This is a genomic window from Streptococcus sp. Z556 (genome assembly GCF_053010225.1).
This window is the reverse complement of record NZ_JBRKNU010000003.1, coordinates 49,322-66,097: the sequence shown is the minus strand read 5'-3', so window position 1 is coordinate 66,097 and position 16,776 is coordinate 49,322. Positions and strand designations below refer to the sequence as shown.

General features: G+C 40.6%; 15 protein-coding genes. 6 read left to right on the top strand and 9 right to left on the bottom strand.

The features are described from left to right. Nucleotides 1-86: 86 nt before the first annotated feature. Nucleotides 87-1,943 (bottom strand): polysaccharide biosynthesis protein, encoded by a 1,857-nt coding sequence (locus ACVC7S_RS04700; protein WP_001035411.1) that lies wholly within the window; start codon nucleotides 1,941-1,943, stop codon nucleotides 87-89. Nucleotides 1,944-2,025: 82 nt separating this feature from the next. Beyond that, nucleotides 2,026-2,856 carry a glycosyltransferase gene (locus ACVC7S_RS04695; protein ID WP_447266374.1) on the bottom strand — a complete coding sequence of 277 codons (831 nt, stop codon included), beginning with the start codon at nucleotides 2,854-2,856 and terminating at the stop codon, nucleotides 2,026-2,028. Nucleotides 2,857-3,077: 221 nt separating this feature from the next. Here ACVC7S_RS04695 and ACVC7S_RS04690 point away from each other — a divergent pair, with 221 nt between their 5' ends. The 6 genes from ACVC7S_RS04690 (at nucleotide 3,078) to ACVC7S_RS04665 (ending at nucleotide 10,550) form a co-directional block, all read left to right on the top strand. Beyond that, nucleotides 3,078-4,244, top strand: coding sequence for a CynX/NimT family MFS transporter (locus ACVC7S_RS04690; RefSeq protein ID WP_447266373.1), 1,167 nt, complete (start codon nucleotides 3,078-3,080; stop codon nucleotides 4,242-4,244). A gap of 201 nt (nucleotides 4,245-4,445) precedes the next feature. Beyond that, nucleotides 4,446-7,541, top strand: a complete 3,096-nt coding sequence (locus ACVC7S_RS04685; protein ID WP_447266372.1) for a DUF2971 domain-containing protein — start codon at nucleotides 4,446-4,448, stop codon at nucleotides 7,539-7,541. Between the two features lie 155 nt (nucleotides 7,542-7,696). Beyond that, nucleotides 7,697-8,023 (top strand): PadR family transcriptional regulator, encoded by a 327-nt coding sequence (locus ACVC7S_RS04680; protein ID WP_000273861.1) that lies wholly within the window; start codon nucleotides 7,697-7,699, stop codon nucleotides 8,021-8,023. Next, nucleotides 8,010-8,603, top strand: coding sequence for a DUF1700 domain-containing protein (locus ACVC7S_RS04675; RefSeq protein ID WP_447266371.1), 594 nt, complete (start codon nucleotides 8,010-8,012; stop codon nucleotides 8,601-8,603). The genes ACVC7S_RS04680 and ACVC7S_RS04675 overlap by 14 nt, the downstream gene beginning before the upstream one ends. Continuing rightward, nucleotides 8,596-9,525, top strand: coding sequence for a DUF4097 family beta strand repeat-containing protein (locus ACVC7S_RS04670; RefSeq protein ID WP_447266370.1), 930 nt, complete (start codon nucleotides 8,596-8,598; stop codon nucleotides 9,523-9,525). The genes ACVC7S_RS04675 and ACVC7S_RS04670 overlap by 8 nt, the downstream gene beginning before the upstream one ends. A 62-nt stretch (nucleotides 9,526-9,587) precedes the next feature. After that, entirely contained in the window at nucleotides 9,588-10,550 is a 963-nt protein-coding gene (locus ACVC7S_RS04665; protein ID WP_447266369.1) for a DUF6574 domain-containing protein, read from the top strand. A 62-nt stretch (nucleotides 10,551-10,612) separates the two neighbouring features. Here the strand turns inward: ACVC7S_RS04665 and ACVC7S_RS04660 are convergent, their stop codons facing one another. From ACVC7S_RS04660 to ACVC7S_RS04630, 7 genes are all read right to left on the bottom strand, one after another. After that, nucleotides 10,613-11,473, bottom strand: a complete 861-nt coding sequence (locus ACVC7S_RS04660) for a DUF4299 family protein (protein WP_447266368.1) — start codon at nucleotides 11,471-11,473, stop codon at nucleotides 10,613-10,615. Nucleotides 11,474-11,913: 440 nt separating this feature from the next. Then, a complete protein-coding gene (locus ACVC7S_RS04655) occupies nucleotides 11,914-12,273 on the bottom strand; it encodes a TfoX/Sxy family protein (protein ID WP_447266367.1) in 360 nt (119 codons plus the stop codon). Between the two features lie 9 nt (nucleotides 12,274-12,282). Continuing rightward, nucleotides 12,283-12,696 carry a VOC family protein gene (locus ACVC7S_RS04650; RefSeq protein WP_009659930.1) on the bottom strand — a complete coding sequence of 138 codons (414 nt, stop codon included), beginning with the start codon at nucleotides 12,694-12,696 and terminating at the stop codon, nucleotides 12,283-12,285. Between the two features lie 56 nt (nucleotides 12,697-12,752). Further along, nucleotides 12,753-13,556, bottom strand: a complete 804-nt coding sequence (locus ACVC7S_RS04645) for a helix-turn-helix transcriptional regulator (RefSeq protein ID WP_447266366.1) — start codon at nucleotides 13,554-13,556, stop codon at nucleotides 12,753-12,755. 240 nt (nucleotides 13,557-13,796) lie between these two features. Beyond that, on the bottom strand, nucleotides 13,797-14,105 hold the full coding sequence (locus ACVC7S_RS04640; protein WP_096408617.1) for a putative quinol monooxygenase: 309 nt from the start codon (nucleotides 14,103-14,105) through the stop codon (nucleotides 13,797-13,799). A 15-nt stretch (nucleotides 14,106-14,120) separates the two neighbouring features. After that, nucleotides 14,121-15,107, bottom strand: a complete 987-nt coding sequence (trhO, locus tag ACVC7S_RS04635; protein ID WP_061407597.1) for an oxygen-dependent tRNA uridine(34) hydroxylase TrhO — start codon at nucleotides 15,105-15,107, stop codon at nucleotides 14,121-14,123. 173 nt (nucleotides 15,108-15,280) lie between these two features. Continuing rightward, nucleotides 15,281-16,474 carry an L-lactate MFS transporter gene (locus ACVC7S_RS04630; protein ID WP_447266365.1) on the bottom strand — a complete coding sequence of 398 codons (1,194 nt, stop codon included), beginning with the start codon at nucleotides 16,472-16,474 and terminating at the stop codon, nucleotides 15,281-15,283. Between the last annotated feature and the right edge of the window lie 302 nt (nucleotides 16,475-16,776).

The window sequence follows — 16,776 nt, the reverse complement described above, 5'->3', positions numbered from 1 at the left end:
CTCTACTCTCTATCTATAAAAACCAGCCTCCTGCTTTAAACAGAAAACTGGTTTATCTTTTTCATTTTAAAAATCAGTCGAAATCCTTACTCAGCATGAGTTGTCTCATTCGCAAAGGAAATGATTGCTTCTTTGAGCTCATCTCCGCTGAGTGAACGGAACTCCTCTATTTTTTGATTGATGGCTTCTAGAGGCATGACGTTTACCTTACCAACGAAAATCTTGTCCATGACTTGGTTATCAACCAATTCGGTCGAAACCAATAGTTCTTCATAGAGTTTTTCCCCTGGGCGAATCCCAACTTCAACGATTGGAATTTCACTTTCTGTATGTCCGCTTAGAAGGACCATTTTCTTAGCCAAGTCATAGATCTTGACTGGTTTGCCCATATCAAGGATAAAGACTTCTCCGTCCTTGGCATAAGCGCCAGCATGGATTACCAGACGGCTAGCCTCTGGAATGGTCATGAAGTAACGTGTCATACGGAAGTCTGTCACCGTTACCGGACCGCCTTCAGCAATCTGACGTTCAAAGACAGGAATCACGCTACCACGGCTACCAAGAACATTTCCAAAACGAACTGCACAGTAGGTTGATTTACTACGTTGGTTAAAGCCAGTAACAATCAACTCTGCCACGCGCTTGGTTGCACCCATAACATTGGGTGGATTGACCGCCTTGTCAGTCGAAATCATGACCATCTTAGGTACTTTGGCCTCATCCACAGCCTTGGCAACATTGTAGGTTCCGAGGATATTGTTTTTGAAGGCTTCTTTTGGATTGCGCTCCATCATCGGAACGTGCTTGTGAGCAGCAGCATGGTAGACAATGGCTGGTTTGTACTGTTCAAACACTTGTAAGAGACGGTCATAATCCTGAATATCTGCAATGACAGGAACATAATCAATCCCTTGGAATGTACGGATCAATTCATGATAAACGAGATAGATTGAGTTTTCCCCATGACCGAGCAAAATCACACGCTCTGGATTGAAGCGGCTAACCTGACGACAAATCTCTGAACCAATCGAACCACCAGCTCCTGTCACCAAGATAGTCTTGCCTGTCAGTTCTGAACCCAGACGGGACTCATCCAGACGGATTTCCTGGCGTCCTAATAGGTCTGTAATATCAATTTTCTGGAAGCCACTGCCTCCACCCGGTTGGTGAAGTCCTTGCACAACTGTCTCAACCTTAGGCATCTTGTAACATTTAACGCCTAGCTTATTACACATCTGCAAGATGCGTTCGTACTCTGAAGGGTCAAGTGAAGGAATCGCTACGATGACACGCTCGATTTGGTGACGTTTAGCCAATTCAGGCAGATTGTCATAGGAGCCCAAAACTGGAATTCCACCTAGTTTTTGTCCCTTTTTCTTTTCATCATTATCCAAAATCCCCACCAGCTCAAGCTCGCTAGTTGGATGCTGGTAGCTGTTCATAAAGAGGGCACCACCATCACCAGCACCAATCAAGAAGGTCCGACGGTGTTCTCCATCTCCACTACCTTTTTTACGTTTGGAGTAAATCAATTGCCAAGTGATACGAGGAAGCAAGATGAGGAAGGTACTCAACAAAATGAAGAGCACGATGAAACGGATAGAAAATAGTGGAAGAAAGGCATAGCAGATTCCATAGGAAAGAACACTACTAAATGTTACTCCAAAAAAGATTTTCATGAAATCCGTAATCTTACTGTAGCGGCTAATACTAGCATTCAGCCCCCAAAAAGCAATCATAATCTGATAGAAGAAGAAGGCTAAAAGAGTATAGATCACGTAGTCCACAGGCGCAGGATTTATTAGGCCATAAAACAAGATATAAGATACGATGATGGAAACCACCATACTCAGAATGTCGAATATCCCCCAAAACACCTGTTTTTGTTGTTTATTCAAAATTTCAACCAGATCAATAACATAATCTGCTAGTTTTTTATTCATCGAAGTTTACTCCCCCTTAAAAGAGTCGGATAAAGCTGTTTTCATCATAATATGCCTCGTTTTAACATACTCAACCTGAGGCTTATTTGCTTTTTCTTAGAAGTTTGACAAAGATAAACTGACGTACAAAGCCTGGGCAGAGTGCAACGATTGCTTGAATGGCAATGCTTTTCGCATATTCCATGTAGGAAATTTGCCCTCTCTCAAGCATGCGCTGACGAGCCTGGCGATAGAGTTTGAGGTAGCGCAAACCACCACGACGTTCAAACATCCCTGCTCCCACACGAACCTGACACAAGATCTGATCCAGATTTCCAGTCTTAGCTCCTGCGGCAATCATATTGAGCCAAAGGAGGTCATCCTCCATGTAAAGGCCATCTTCATAGTTGCCTGCCTTGAGAATCATATCCTTCTTGAACATCACTGTCATATGGTTGAAGGCGCTTCTCATTCTTTGGTAAGCCACAATGTCTGCATGCCGAGTTGGGACACGACGGTAAGAAACAATCTCGTCAGGATTGTCAATAAATTCTGCAATATGTCCACCTAAGAGATCCAGATTTTCCTGTTCCATTAGTTGGACTTGCTTTTCAAAGCGGTCAGCTACCGCTATATCATCTGTATCCATACGAGCAATGATATCGTACTGACACTGTAAAACACCGTATCGAAGAGCCAAACCTAAACCTTGATTTTCTTCTAAGGGGCAACGCTTAACTGGAATTTCTGACTGAGCTTCCACTTCATCTAGCACCTGATAGAGTTCTGGTGTGAGAGGCCCGTCCTCAACAAGAACAAGCTCACTCGGTTTTAAGGTCTGGTTTTGAACACTTTTGATGGCATCTCTCAAAAATGTCGGATTTTCTTTTACATAGACCGACATCAAGACGCTGATTTTTTGCTTTTCAGACACAGTTTTTCTCCAATATATAGATTTCCTTCCACTATTTTATCACAAAATTTCCTAGTTTCCTATTTTTATATCAAATCAAGGAAAATTCTAGTAAAGAAATCTGTCTTCTTTCTGTATATTTTCAGTTAAATCTTTCCAGCTTTCCTCCCAGTCTTTACTTGACATTATATAGAAAAAACCTTAAAATAAGCTGTTATTAAAGTCATCTTATCGAGGTTTTCATGAAAAAACAATCACTCTTTTTTGTTCTAGGAATTGTCTTAATCGGGACTGTTTTACGCTCTCCTTTTACTGCTTTACCAACTATTTTAGGAGACATTGCTCAGGGACTAGGAGTTGAGGTCAGTTCTCTTGGGATTTTAACCAGTCTCCCTCTCTTGATGTTCGCCCTTCTCTCTGCTTTTACGAGTCGCTTGGCGCAAAAGATTGGGCTAGAGCATCTCTTTACTTACTGTCTTCTTCTCTTAACTATTGGCTCTGTCATTCGTATCTTCAACCTTCCCCTTCTCTATCTAGGAACTCTGATCATCGGAGCAAGCATTGCGATCTTCAATGTACTCCTTCCAAGTATGATCCAGGCAAATCAGCCTCAAAAGATTAGCTTCCTAACGACACTCTATGTCACTTCTATGGGGATTTCCACAGCTATTGCTTCTTATCTATCTGTCCCTATCACCCAAGCTAGTTCTTGGAAGGGACTCATCCTCGTTCTCAGCTTTCTCTGTCTGGTCACTCTGCTAGTTTGGTTGCCAAATCATCGCCACAACCACTATCTAGAAGGGCAGCAAGAAAAGAAATCGAAAGAGAATATTCTAAAAAGTAAAGATGTCTGGGCTATCATTATCTTTGGCGGGCTTCAGTCCTTGCTCTTTTATACAAGCATGACCTGGTTGCCAACTATGGCTGTTAGCGCTGGTATTTCTAATAGTGATGCTGCTCTTCTGGCTTCTATCTTCTCGCTGATCAGCATTCCTTTTTCGATGACCGTTCCAAGTCTGACTACTCGTCTGTCAGATGGTCATCGTCGAATCATGCTGGCAATTATCTCTATCGCAGGGATGATAGGAATTGCTATGCTCTTGTATCCAGCCAATAATTTCCTCTACTGGTTAGTCGTCCATCTCTTGATTGGAACGGCCTGCAGTGCCCTCTTCCCCTACCTAATGGTTTGCTTCTCTCTTAAAACCAGCTCACCTGAAAAGACTGCGCAACTCTCAGGTCTAGCGCAAACAGGGGGCTACATCTTGGCGGCCTTTGGTCCTACCTTGTTTGGCTATAGTTTTGACATGTTCCAATCTTGGGTCCCTGCTGTCCTTGCCCTTCTAGTCATCGATATCATCATGACCGTCTCACTCTTTATGGTAGATCGGGCTGATAAGATTCTTTAATTTTTCTAAAATACTTCTCAGATACAAACAATGCAAAGCCAGACTCTGTCTGGTTTTTTGGTGCTTCTATAAACAAAAGCACCATCCATCTGTTAGCAGAAAGGTAGTATTTTTGATATAATAAGATGTATAGAAACTAATTATCATGCGAAAAATAAATTAGTTTATAAGATAGCTACTATTTTAAACGAGGTACACAGAATGGATGAAAAGAAATACAATTTGGAACAAAGTATAGCAGTGTTAGGTAAGCTCCTTGACTTATCGGCCAAGGAAACAGATAAAGCTAGCTGTGAAGCTCTAGCTGAAAAAGCAAAAATAATTTATGAGAGACATCCTGAATCAGAAGACACTGCTTTAGGTTATGCAATAACTTTACTCATTTTATCAACCAAGGAGACTGAGTTAAAAAAGCGGATGGCTACTGCTAAAAAATTAGAGAAATTACAACAAAAATTCCCTGATTCGCAGAATATAGCTTTGCAGTACGCCAGGATTTTGGTCAATTTATCAATCAAGCAGACTAGGCTGAAGGAAATCGAAGGTACTGCTAAAAAATTAGAGAAATTGCAACAAAAATTTCAGGATTCGCAGGATATAGCAGAAGCATTTGCCAGGATTTTGGTCAACTTATCAACCGAGCAGGCTAAGTTAAAAGAACGGGAGGCTACTGCTAAAAAATTAGAGAAATTACAACAAAAATTCCCTGATTCGCAGGATGTAGCTTTGCCGTATACCAGAATTTTGTTCATTTTATCAACCAAGCAGACTGGGCTGAAGGAAATCGAAGGTACTGCTAAAAAATTAGAGAAATTGCAACAAAAATTCCAGGAATCACAAGATATAGCTTTGCCGTATGCCATGATTTTGGTTAATTTATCAGCAGAGCAGACTGAGTTGCAGGAACGGATGGCTACTGCTAAAAAATTAGAGAAATTGCAACAAAAATTCCCTGATTCGCAGGATATAGCTTTGCAGTTTGCCATGATTTTGTTCAATTTATCAACCAAACAGACTGGGCTGAAGGAACTAGAAACTACTGCTAAAAAATTAGAGAAATTGCAGCAAAAATTCCAGGATTCGCAGGATATAGCTTTTCAGTATGCCAGGATTTTGTTCATTTTATCAACCGAGCAGACTGGGTTAAAAGAAATCAAGGGTACTGCTAAAAAATTAGAGAAATTACAACAAAAATTCCCTGATTCGCAGGATATAGCTTTGCAGTTTGCCAGAGTTTTGTTCATTTTATCAACCAAGCAGGCTAAGTTAAAAGAACGGGAGGGTACTGCTAAAAAATTAGAGAAATTGCAGCAAAAATTCCCTGATTCGCAGGATATAGCAGAAGCATTTGCCATGATTTTGTTCAATTTATCAACCAAACAGACTGGGCTGAAGGAAATCGAAGGTACTGCTGAAAAATTAGAGAAATTGCAGCAAAAATTCCAGGAATCACAGGATATAGCTTTGCCGTATGCCATGATTTTGGTTAATTTATCAGCAGAGCAGACTGAGTTGCAGGAACGGATGGCTACTGCTAAAAAATTAGAGAAATTGCAACAAAAATTCCAGGAATCACAGGATATAGCAGAAGCATTTGCCAGGATTTTGGTCAATTTATCAATCAAGCAGACTAGATTGAAGGAACTAGAAACTACTGCTAAAAAATTAGAGAAATTGCAACAAAAATTCCCTGATTCGCAGGATATAGCTTTGCAGTTTGCCAGGATTTTGGTCAATTTATCAACTAAGCAGACTGAATTAAAAGAGCTGAAAACTACTGCTAAGAAAGAACAAGACTTGCAGCAAAAATTCCCTGATTCGCATGACATAGCTTTATCGTATGCCACGATTTTGTTCAATTTATCAACCAAGCAGACTGAATTAAAAGAGCTGAAAACTACTGCTGAGAGATTACAAGGCTTGCAAGGACAATTACAAGAATCTGAAGAAATCGCTTTTATATATGCTGTGTTCTTAGCAAGCTTATATAATCATCAAACGGAGTTGAGTGAACGTCGACAAATCACAAAAATAATTAAAAAAATCTATAATAAATTTTCCAAATTTATTATACAAAATTTTGATGATCTATTTTTTAGTAATGATAATGTTTGTGACAGTGAGGAGTACATACTATTCAACTTTACCCTAAGGGAAGGTCTTTTAAAGAATACTAAATATGCTATTTTACAAAAATGGACAGATCGTTATAAAGAAGACTCGAGTGAACTAGAGAACTTGCTATCTATTTATCAACTTGTTCAAAAAATCAAGTATCAACTTGGGCTAAAAGGCGAAGATAAAAATCAGGTGCTTAAATTCGGCCACTACACCAAGGGAAGCACTCTCCAAATTATGTTAGATCAAGAGGAGAATGAAAAGAAGAAAAATACTTTTTCGGTATCTGGGAAAACTCGCTTGTATAACGCTAATTATATGAATGATCCTGAAGAAGGAATCGTCATAGAAAAGATATTAGGTTTAGATAGACGAGATATCTTAGAACCAAGCTCATGGTTTTTAATGAGTTTTACAAACAAAACAGATGATCTGGCCATGTGGTCCCAGTATGGTGATGATGCCAAAGGTGTTTGTCTAGTACTTCGTGAAGATGATTTTTCTAGATTTACTTCCTTCAATGATGTTTCGTGGCGTAAAGAGGCCATCCCCATAGTAGAGACAATGAATACGATAGAATCTACTCTATCGTACGATTTAAAAAGCTCACCAAATGAATTAAATAATATTAAACCAACTATAGCTATTAAAGATGAAGAAAAAAGATCGAAATCTGAAAAAAAAGAGAATGTACCAAAAGGGAATAGTGATTATCTCTATAGAATAGCCTATGTTAAAAATATAGATAAAGATATAGATGAAGATATAGAACTTGAACAAACCGAACTATTTAGTAAGTCCGAAATAGAAGATTTAGCAAAAATGTTGAATATTTTAAAGAAAAAACTAGATAGTAGTTCAGAAGTTACGGAGGAGAACTATCAAAATGCTATTTCTGAATGTATCGAAGAAATTCGCTACTTATTTAAATCTGTCGATTACAAATATGAAAATGAACTTCGTATCTTACGCTATGCCAACCTAGACCCTAGCAATAAGGAAATAAAAATTGATAAAACCTCTGGAGTAGGTAAACTTTATGTAGAACGGAAAAATTCAATTCAAATCGGTGAAATTATTTTCGGTCCTAAGTTTCCGAATCCTGAATACGTGACTCCTTTATTGAAACTTTTGAATAAGGAAATTAACTATAAGAAATCCACAATAAAATTTAGATAAAGACTGACAATACCCTCTAAACTCCTAATTTTTACTAGGAGTTTTTTATATGTAAAATTTTTACACATATTTCTTGACAGGGCTTTCATTTTGAGATACAATATATTTGAAAAGAGTATATATAAAATTTTTATATAATATAAAGGAGGTTTCCCATGTACTTCCCAACATCCTCTGCCTTGATCGAGTTTCTCATCTTGGCTGTACTGGAGCAGGGGGATTCTTATGGTTATGAGATTAGTCAAACCATTAAGCTCATCGCCAATATCAAAGAATCTACGCTCTATCCCATTCTCAAAAAATTGGAAGCCAGTGGCTTTCTGACCACCTACTCTAGAGAGTTTCAGGGGCGTATGCGCAAATACTACTCCTTGACCAATCGGGGCGTAGAGCAGCTCGTTACTCTAAAGGAAGAGTGGACGCTCTATACCGAAACCGTCAACGGAATCATAGAAGGGAGTATCCGCCATGACAAGAACTGACTATCTGACTCAGTTAGAAACCTATCTCCATAAACTACCTGAAGCTGACCGCATCGAAGCCATGGACTACTTTAAGGAACTATTTGACGATGCAGGTTCAGAGGGCGAAGAGGAACTCATTGCCAGTCTGGGAACTCCAAAAGAAGCTGCCCATGATATCCTTTCTGATCTTCTCGACAAAAAAGTCAATGAAGCCCCTGCTCAAAAGAATGACCGTCAACTGCTACACATTGCCCTCTTGGCCTTACTAGCAGCTCCTATCGGAATTCCTGTTGGAATTGCAATTATCTTAACCATTATCGGGCTTTTTATCGCAGCTGCCTCCGTCATTCTAGCCTTCTTTACCGTCTCTGTGACAGGTATCCTACTGGGCGGACTCTTTATCGTAGAGAGTTTTAGCGTCCTAGTCGAAGCCAAATCTGCCTTTATCTTGATTTTCGGGGCTGGTTTGCTTGCTATCGGTGCTTCTTCTCTTGTTCTATTAGGCATCTCCTATGTAGCCCGTTTCTTTGGGCTCCTGATCGTCCGCTTGGTGCAATGGATTCTTAAAAAAGGAAAGAGAGGTGACAGACATGCGTAAATTGACGAAAGGATTTCTTATCTTTGGTGTGGTTTCTACAATCCTTGGTTTTATCATGATTATTGTAGGTGCCCAGTCCAATGGTATTCAAAGTTTGCTTGCCATGTCAAAAGACCCCGTCTATGACAATCGTATCGAAGAAGTGACCTTTGGAAGCGAAGTGGAAAAACTTGATTTGACCCTTGAGGAACACAGCCTAACCATCACAGAGTCTGTAGATGACAAAATCCACATCACCTATCATCCTTCCGTATCTGGTCGTCATGATCTGACTACTGGCATGAGTGACAAAACACTGAGCGTCACTGACAAACAAGCCTCACAACATCGCTTTCTAGGTTCAGGAATCGAAGGCCTACTTCGTATTGCCAGCAGTTATTCTCACCGTTTTGACGAAGTTGTTCTCTCCCTACCTAAAGGAAGAAAGCTGCAAGCTATCACCGTCTCAGCCAATCGTGGACAAACTAATATTCGTCAAGCCAACCTTGAAAATGCAACCATCAAAACAAAAGGCTATCTCTTAAGACTAACAGAAAGTTCTATCAAGAACAGCACACTAACGACACCCCATATCATCAATATCTTTGATACCGAACTGACAGATAGTCAGGTCAAGACGGAGGGGGGACACATCTATGCTGAAAATATTCATGTTCACGGTAAGGTTGAGCTAGAGGCCCATTCCACTCTAACACTCATTCTCTCCCAGAAAGAGACCGACCGTATCAATCTAGAAATTTCTTCTCAGCATGGTGGTATCTATCGTCAACCCAAAGAAGAACATCGTGGACAAAAAGAGAATGTACTTGCCAACCCTTATAAAACCGAAAAAGCAAATATCAAGGATTTACTCATTGCAAAAGCAAACCAGGATATCTACCTACCTAAAGAGGAGCACTCTGCTCCATCTAGAAACCATTGACAAAAACGCTTTCATCTGCTAATCTAAAAATAGAAAACGACCATAAAAAAGGAGGTTCCACCATGACACAAGAATGGTTTGAAAGCGCCGATCTTGAGAAGAAATCAGCTCAGACGAAATCGGAAATCCAACCCGACCAACCAGAGACTTCGGAAACTGTGGAGACCGAACCACAAGCAAGCCAAGAAACTCCTGTCTTACCTAAAGAGTCGGAAAGGCATGAGGAGGAAGCTCCCGAAATAATCGAGGAAACCCAAACCGAGGAAGAGAGAGAAGGGAAGGAGGAAGAGGAACACAAGCAAGAAAAGCCTGCAAAAGAGAAAAGCATCTTCAGCAAGGCTTTAGAGAGTCCCTATATCCCAGACATTGACCCCCGCAAAACTGCTCGATTCAAAGAAGAAATCGCACTATTTTGGACTTGGCTGCTGGCCGCTATCCAAGAACCAACTGCCAGCAAGAATACGGACCAAAAGCATCGTTATAGTGTCTTTGCCCTACTCACCTTGCTGTCGTCAATCAACCTTTTCTTTAGTATCTATCATATCAAGCACCTCTACTATGGCTATATGATTTCTATTGCTAATGGTTCTCCTAACCAGCTTCCACCTTTAGATCTCTTTGCCGGGCTTTCGATTCTGGTCGCTAGCGCTCTATTTTACTTTTCCATCATTTTGGGAGGCTTTACTGTCCGACGTGTGTTGGACCAGGAGAGCGACTTTACATTCCAAGAAGCCTTCGATCGGTATAGCAGACTCTTTGCTATCCCACTTGTCCTAACGGCTCTAGCAAGTTTCTTTGCACTCTTTGGCGGCTTACGATTTGCTGGTATCCTCACTCTTCTAAGCATGGCCATCTTTGCCCTTGGCAATCTCTTTGTGATTAGCAAGCCAAGTAAGATCAGTAGCCTGGACCCATTTTATCGATTCTTGCTCGCTGTCTTACTTGATGGCGCCATTCTCTTACCCTTCTTCATTGCAGAGCTTGCGCTGACAGTGGACTACCTTCGCATCCTGACATTCTTTTAACCAAAATCCCTGCCATTTGTTAATGACAGGGATTTTTATGCTTACTCTTTTTTGAACAATGTCTACTTGATAGTTGCCAATCCTTCAAAATCTTGTCCTAGGATGGGTTGAACTTCTAATTGATTGGCATCTAATTGCTGGTAAAATGCTTTTGGTAGTGACTCTAGGAATTTTTCATAATCCAAGCGAGCGATGGCTTCATAGTCTTCTGCTTTTGAGCCATCACCAGAAATCTTCACTAGGTCAATCTCCCAAACAAGCTCCTTTCCTGCCAGCTGCTCGGTATAAGGAGCTGGTACAAAGGGTTCCTTTGGCAATATTGTCTTGACTCCCTGGGCTAGGTGGTAGATACCGTGCACCTTGCCTTGAGCATCTGGGTAAAATTTCACACTGGCAAGGTAGGCATCAGAGCCTTGAACTTTCTTGACCAGCTCTTCAAAACGTGCCAATCCATCCTCAGCCAAAAAGCTCTCGAGGTATTCCTTATTGAGATAGATAGGGGCCAAGAGTCCTTGGCAATATACTAAACGAGCTGCTTTGTCAGCTAGATAATGCTTGACCGTTTGTCGGAAATAAGCTTCAAACTCAAACCCTTCTAACCCTTCTACCACTTCCCCCAACTTGCTCGATAGGGCCTGGAGGAGAGTCTCTACAATCTCCCAGTCCACTCTGGTAAGGAAATCTGGAATCCCCACTTGATAACCTTTTCGGCTGTCCGCATAGTTGACCTTGAAGAGAAATTGCGACTGGCCTACAATCCCACACTCGATATACTCGAGACGATTGAGGGGCTGGTGGAGATAGACCGCATCATAACTGTGTGACTCCAAGCCCTCCACAAAGGCCAAGATGGACTTGGCAGTCAAGACCTCCTGTTGTCCTAGAATGCTTTCTTTATTTGGGATAAAAAATGTTTTCGCCATAACTGGCCTCCTTTGAAATCGTTTACATACAGTATAACCTATTTTCCTGAAAGATACAGAAACAAACTTTAGTTTTTTAGATAAAAAGCATAGAAAAACAGCCCCTGAAAATTGCTTGACATTCAGCAGACTAAAAGTAATCGGTATTCACACACCCTAGAAATGCAATAAAGACGACCAAAGGAATCGTCTTTATTTAAGGTAAGTATTTCTTTATAATCTCATATATCTTTTTATGATTGTAGATCTTTTTAATTTGCTTATCAATTTAATTGCCTATATGTTCCTTCTTAGCATCATTTCTTCGTATAGGATTTATTTTCATAAAATCTTGCTAATTAAAGTCACAAAATCAATACATATTCTGAGAATATATCTGAATTTCATAAAAAAGCAATGAATGAACTTCTAAGAAAGCAAAAACTTATTCTGAGCTCTTCTTACTTTTTATCCTGCTGTGCCAGCTCCTGATTGTAGGACAAAGCTAGATTAATCCAGTAAGACAGTTCTTTTTGTCCTTCGGCATCTAAATCAATATAGCCATGATAAAGCCTGCCCTTCATTAACGTCACACTGGCACCATTTTTAGGCAGGACCTGCTTTTCCAGTCCCTTACCAATGCGTACCATGACAAGCTCTTGACTTCTCGAACTCACAGTAACGGTCATCTTACCGCGAACCATAAAAGCCAAACCACCAAACATCTTCTTCTCTTCTACCTCTTCTTCAAAAACATGAGGAGGAAGTTCAGTAGCTAAAATTTCACGGACTTGCTGGGCTAAGGATTCACTATAAGCCATCCTTCTACCTCATTTCATCACATCCCAGCCGATACCAAAACGGTCAATCAAGCGGCCATAAAACTCTGCGAAAGCTTGTTCCTCTAAAGGATAGAGAATTTGCCCACCTTCAGCAAGCTTAGCAAAAAGTTCATCAGCTTCTTCTCTACTGTCTGGGCTCAAAACCAACCATTGATTGGGCTGGTGATTGCTAGGAATAGATAGGTCGTTAAAAATGCCTACATCTTCACCATTCAGGGTCAAGTTTTCTGTATCTAAAGCAATCCAAGCAAGCTTATCCCGTTTTTCTGCAGGAAGGTCAGCTGGATCCATCATCTCACTGGCTCGGACAAGTCCCTTAATCTCTGTCTGAAAAAGGTCAGCATAAAAACGAAAAGCTTCTTCGGCCTGACCATTAAAACTTAAAAACACGTCTAATTTCATTATTGTTCCTCCAATTTTATATATCTGAGAATAAATCTCTAGTATCAGTTTATCAATTAGGATAAAAATTTTCTTATTCTCAATTGCGCTTGTTTGGCTAGGGAACGCATGATTAAAACTGGAAGATTAACTGTAATAGGTGGATCGCTCGGCAATGGCCTCCGCATGCTGATTTCCTCTTGATAGATGCTATCGCCTGCAAAAGTGAGAGGCTCATCGCTGCCCCAGCGAAAGTTATGCTTCAAGACATAGTTTTTAGTTAGGCATAAATCCTCCAGCAATTCACAGGCCAAAAGATAGTAGTGGCCATCTGGTACATTTTCAAAAGTAAACTGTCTCTCCTGACTTAGTGCCACTCCGATAACTGGCTCTTCTTTGGGTATTCGGGTTTTAAACAGCCCGACACAGCTAAGGCGTGGTTCATACCCCTCGGGATAAGATAGCGTCACAGTCAACCGATTGCCACTTTTGTGGTCAGGATCCTGATGCAACAAAGCTCCCTTCTCATCCAGCTGTTTAACCATAAAATCATAAGCCTTGGTTGATTCTTGGTAGTATTTTTTAGGCGAAAGTCCAGTATGCCGCTTAAAAGTATTGGAAAAACTACCTAGACTATCATAACCAGCTTCCATAGAGGTCTCGGTCACATTTTGCCGGCTTTCTACAATCTCCTGAATCCCTTTTTCCATCTTAAGAGCTTCCACATATTGCTTGATAGAGAAGCCCATCTTTTTCTTGAAAGTTCTGGATAGATGGAAAGGACTATAATGGAAATGCTCAGCCAAATCGGTCAGACTCAGCTCTTCATCTGCATGCTGACGCAGATAGGCTACCACTTCTTCCATGATAGCTTTAGACATAGACCTGCTCCTTTCCCATTTATTTAAGCTCATTATATCACATCAAAAAGAAAGGACAAAAAATCAAAACCGAAGAAAGAAAATCAGAAATCAAGTGATACTCCGCGAGATGCCCCAAGAACATGAGGAAATAGTCTGCTTTCCCAAATCTCTGTCCAACAAACCTTTTACCTGTAGATAAATGATGAAAAAAACTTTAGACGTTTGAATCGCCTAAAGTTTTTAGTTTTTCTTAGTAATTTAGAAACTTGCCTTACCATCAAAAATAGTCAGCTTATGCAAATTTTCTATGCCTGCAATAATGGGTCTAGCTTTTGCAATGAGATTTTGAAAAACTTCCAAGGTCAGACTGTCATTGTGAGCTTGCTCGCTCTCCCAAACTTCGTAAATATAGATGCTGTTGGGTTCATCTGCCTTCTCACCTAAGATATAGCAGAAACAAGTATCAAGATTTTGCATTTCTTTAACAACTTCTTGCATATAAGCAGCAAGTTCCTGCGCCTTTCCTTCTTTGGCAATTAATTTACCATAAACGCAAAATTTTTCCATTAGGATCTCTCCTTATTACTGAGCTACCACTGTTTCCAAGCTTTCACCGATAGCTGCTAGGCGCTCGACCACTTCTGCTTGTGTCAATTCATTTTCTGAAACATAACGGTTGCGTGGGTGAACACGGCACTCGTGTGAGCATCCACGAAGGTACTTGTCTTCATTTTCTTCTGATGTTAGGATACGACGGTTACAGAAGGGATTTCCACAGTTGACATAACGTTCACATGGTGTTCCATCAAACCAGTCTTTCCCTACGATGGTTGGGTTAACATGGTTGACATCGACTGCGATACGCTCGTCAAAGACGTACATTTTCCCATCCCAAAGCTCACCTTGAACTTCTGGGTCTTTACCGTAAGTTGCGATTCCTCCGTGCAATTGGCCAACATCTTTGTAGCCTTCACGCACCATCCAACCTGAGAATTTCTCACAACGAACGCCACCTGTACAGTAAACCACGACACGCTTGTCCATGAATTTTTCCTTGTTGTCACGGACCCATTGTGGTAACTCACGGAAGTTGCGGATGTCTGGGCGGATAGCTCCACGGAAATGTCCTAGGTCGTACTCGTAATCGTTACGTGTATCAAGGACAACGGTATCTTCATCAAGTAGGGCTTCTTTGAACTCTTTTGGAGACAAGTAAGCACCTGTTGTTTCAAGTGGGTTGATGTCGTTGTCAAAGTCATTGTCTTCCAAACCAAGGTGGACAATTTCTTTCTTGTAGCGAACAAACATCTTCTTGAAGGCTTGTTCATTTTCTTCGTCAATCTTGAACCAAAGGTCTTCCATTCCTGGGAGGCTGTGAACGTAGTCCATGTATTTTTGAGTTGTTTCGTAGTCACCTGAAACAGTTCCATTGATTCCCTCGTCAGCGACTAGGATACGACCTTTAAGGCCGATTGATTTACAGAAAGCCAAGTGATCTGCAGCAAATTGCTCTGCATTTTCAATTGGGGTATAGAGGTAGTAAAGTAAGACACGAATATCTTTTGCCATAAGATTTGTTCTCTTTTCTATTCTTAAATTTTCAGAATTTTTCATTCAACTATTCTAGTATACCCACTTGAGAAAACGAATGCAATTTATTTGACCGGAAATTAAAAAGGAGCTAATTCCAACGAATGTCTACTCCAATTTAAAAAATCCTTGGATAATCCAAGGATTCATTTTTAAACTTTTTTAGCTTTAGCCATATAGAAGAGTTGGAGCAGAATACCAATGATAGCCATACCGATAACGATAAAGAAGGCCATTGTATAATCTCCTTGGTTTGCCTGTGCAAGACGTGCCCCTAACTGAGGACCAGCAATAGCAGCTACACCATAAGCAGTAAACATCCATCCATAGTTTGTCCCTACGTAGGTCACTCCCCAGTTTTCAGCAGTAATTCCTGGGAAGGAACCGAGGAAGCCACCAAATGACAAGGCAACCATCATGATTCCAAGGATAGCCAAGATGCTTCCAGGACCTTTGAATAAGGCTGTGAGCAACAAGCCAGTAGCAACCGCTCCAAACATGGCAATAACGGTAGGGTAGCGGCCAATCTTATCAGATACCGTACCCCAGAAGATACGACCAAATGTATTTGCAATGGATACCAGCATAACGAAGAGGGTCGCTTCTCCAACAAGTTGATATTGGTCTGAGATTGCTGCTGCAGTTCCGATAATCATCATTCCGCCTGTAGCACCAAGAACATAAATCAACCATAGAAGCCAGTAATTTCCATCACGGAGCATTTCTTTATAAGTTTTTCCTTCCGGTTGAGCATTCCCCGCTGCTGGAGCAACAGTAGGAGCTTTGGCCATAACTAGGGAAGATGTACAGATCACTAGTAAAAGGACAATACCTAATACCTTAAAGGTAGAGTAAATCCCCATAGAAGCAATCAAAGATTTTGCAACCGGTCCGATAATTAGTGGACCCAAGCCAAATCCTGCCGCTGTCAATCCACCAGCTAGGCCTTTTTTGTCTGGGAACCACTTTGTCGCAACGGACGTAGATGCCCCATAAGCAGAGCCGATACCAAGTCCTAGGATGACACCGTAAGTTAGATAAAGCACGGGTAGTGAGTTGGCAAAACCAGTCGCAAACATCCCTGTACCAAAGAGAATACCACCTAGAAAGACAAACTTTTTAGGTCCAACCGAATCTACTTTGGGTCCGAAAAGAATCATTCCAACAGGTACCATAGCAAAAGAAATGCTAAAGGCTAAGGAAGTCTGAGCTTGAACCCATCCTTGACTAGCATTGGTTTCTAGGAGTGCCTTCTGAAAGACCGACCAGGCATATCCTGCACCTAGAGAGAGATTCGTTAAAATGGCCGCAGCCAAAATTAACCATCGATTGGGTGTTTTTTTCATATGAATAACCTCATGTAATATTTCTTGTTCCCAAAAGGGATAGCAAACAACTTTTTATCGGATTTTCACTTGCTGTGTTTCACTTGAACCTTTCATAATTTACAAAATGTGAACAAGCTGAAATCAGACATAAATGAAACATTTAAGAAGAAATCCTGTCCACTTCTTAAATCAAAATCCAGTTAAATTTCACAATGTTAAGCGCTTTCATCGTACTCTTATTATAAGCTAGTTCATTCTAAAAATCTACTTAATTAAACTAATAGAGGTATTAGTCCAATTAATCGATATCTATATTTTAT

Coding starts and splice junctions, on each gene's coding strand:
- ACVC7S_RS04700 (WP_001035411.1), bottom strand. CDS start 1,943: ATGAATAAAAAACTAGCAGATTATGTTATTGATCTGGTTGAAATTTTG.
- ACVC7S_RS04690 (WP_447266373.1), top strand. CDS start 3,078: ATGAAAAAACAATCACTCTTTTTTGTTCTAGGAATTGTCTTAATCGGG.
- ACVC7S_RS04685 (WP_447266372.1), top strand. CDS start 4,446: ATGGATGAAAAGAAATACAATTTGGAACAAAGTATAGCAGTGTTAGGT.
- ACVC7S_RS04680 (WP_000273861.1), top strand. CDS start 7,697: ATGTACTTCCCAACATCCTCTGCCTTGATCGAGTTTCTCATCTTGGCT.
- ACVC7S_RS04675 (WP_447266371.1), top strand. CDS start 8,010: ATGACAAGAACTGACTATCTGACTCAGTTAGAAACCTATCTCCATAAA.
- ACVC7S_RS04670 (WP_447266370.1), top strand. CDS start 8,596: ATGCGTAAATTGACGAAAGGATTTCTTATCTTTGGTGTGGTTTCTACA.
- ACVC7S_RS04665 (WP_447266369.1), top strand. CDS start 9,588: ATGACACAAGAATGGTTTGAAAGCGCCGATCTTGAGAAGAAATCAGCT.
- ACVC7S_RS04660 (WP_447266368.1), bottom strand. CDS start 11,473: ATGGCGAAAACATTTTTTATCCCAAATAAAGAAAGCATTCTAGGACAA.
- ACVC7S_RS04655 (WP_447266367.1), bottom strand. CDS start 12,273: ATGGCTTATAGTGAATCCTTAGCCCAGCAAGTCCGTGAAATTTTAGCT.
- ACVC7S_RS04650 (WP_009659930.1), bottom strand. CDS start 12,696: ATGAAATTAGACGTGTTTTTAAGTTTTAATGGTCAGGCCGAAGAAGCT.
- ACVC7S_RS04645 (WP_447266366.1), bottom strand. CDS start 13,556: ATGTCTAAAGCTATCATGGAAGAAGTGGTAGCCTATCTGCGTCAGCAT.
- ACVC7S_RS04640 (WP_096408617.1), bottom strand. CDS start 14,105: ATGGAAAAATTTTGCGTTTATGGTAAATTAATTGCCAAAGAAGGAAAG.
- trhO (WP_061407597.1), bottom strand. CDS start 15,107: ATGGCAAAAGATATTCGTGTCTTACTTTACTACCTCTATACCCCAATT.
- ACVC7S_RS04630 (WP_447266365.1), bottom strand. CDS start 16,474: ATGAAAAAAACACCCAATCGATGGTTAATTTTGGCTGCGGCCATTTTA.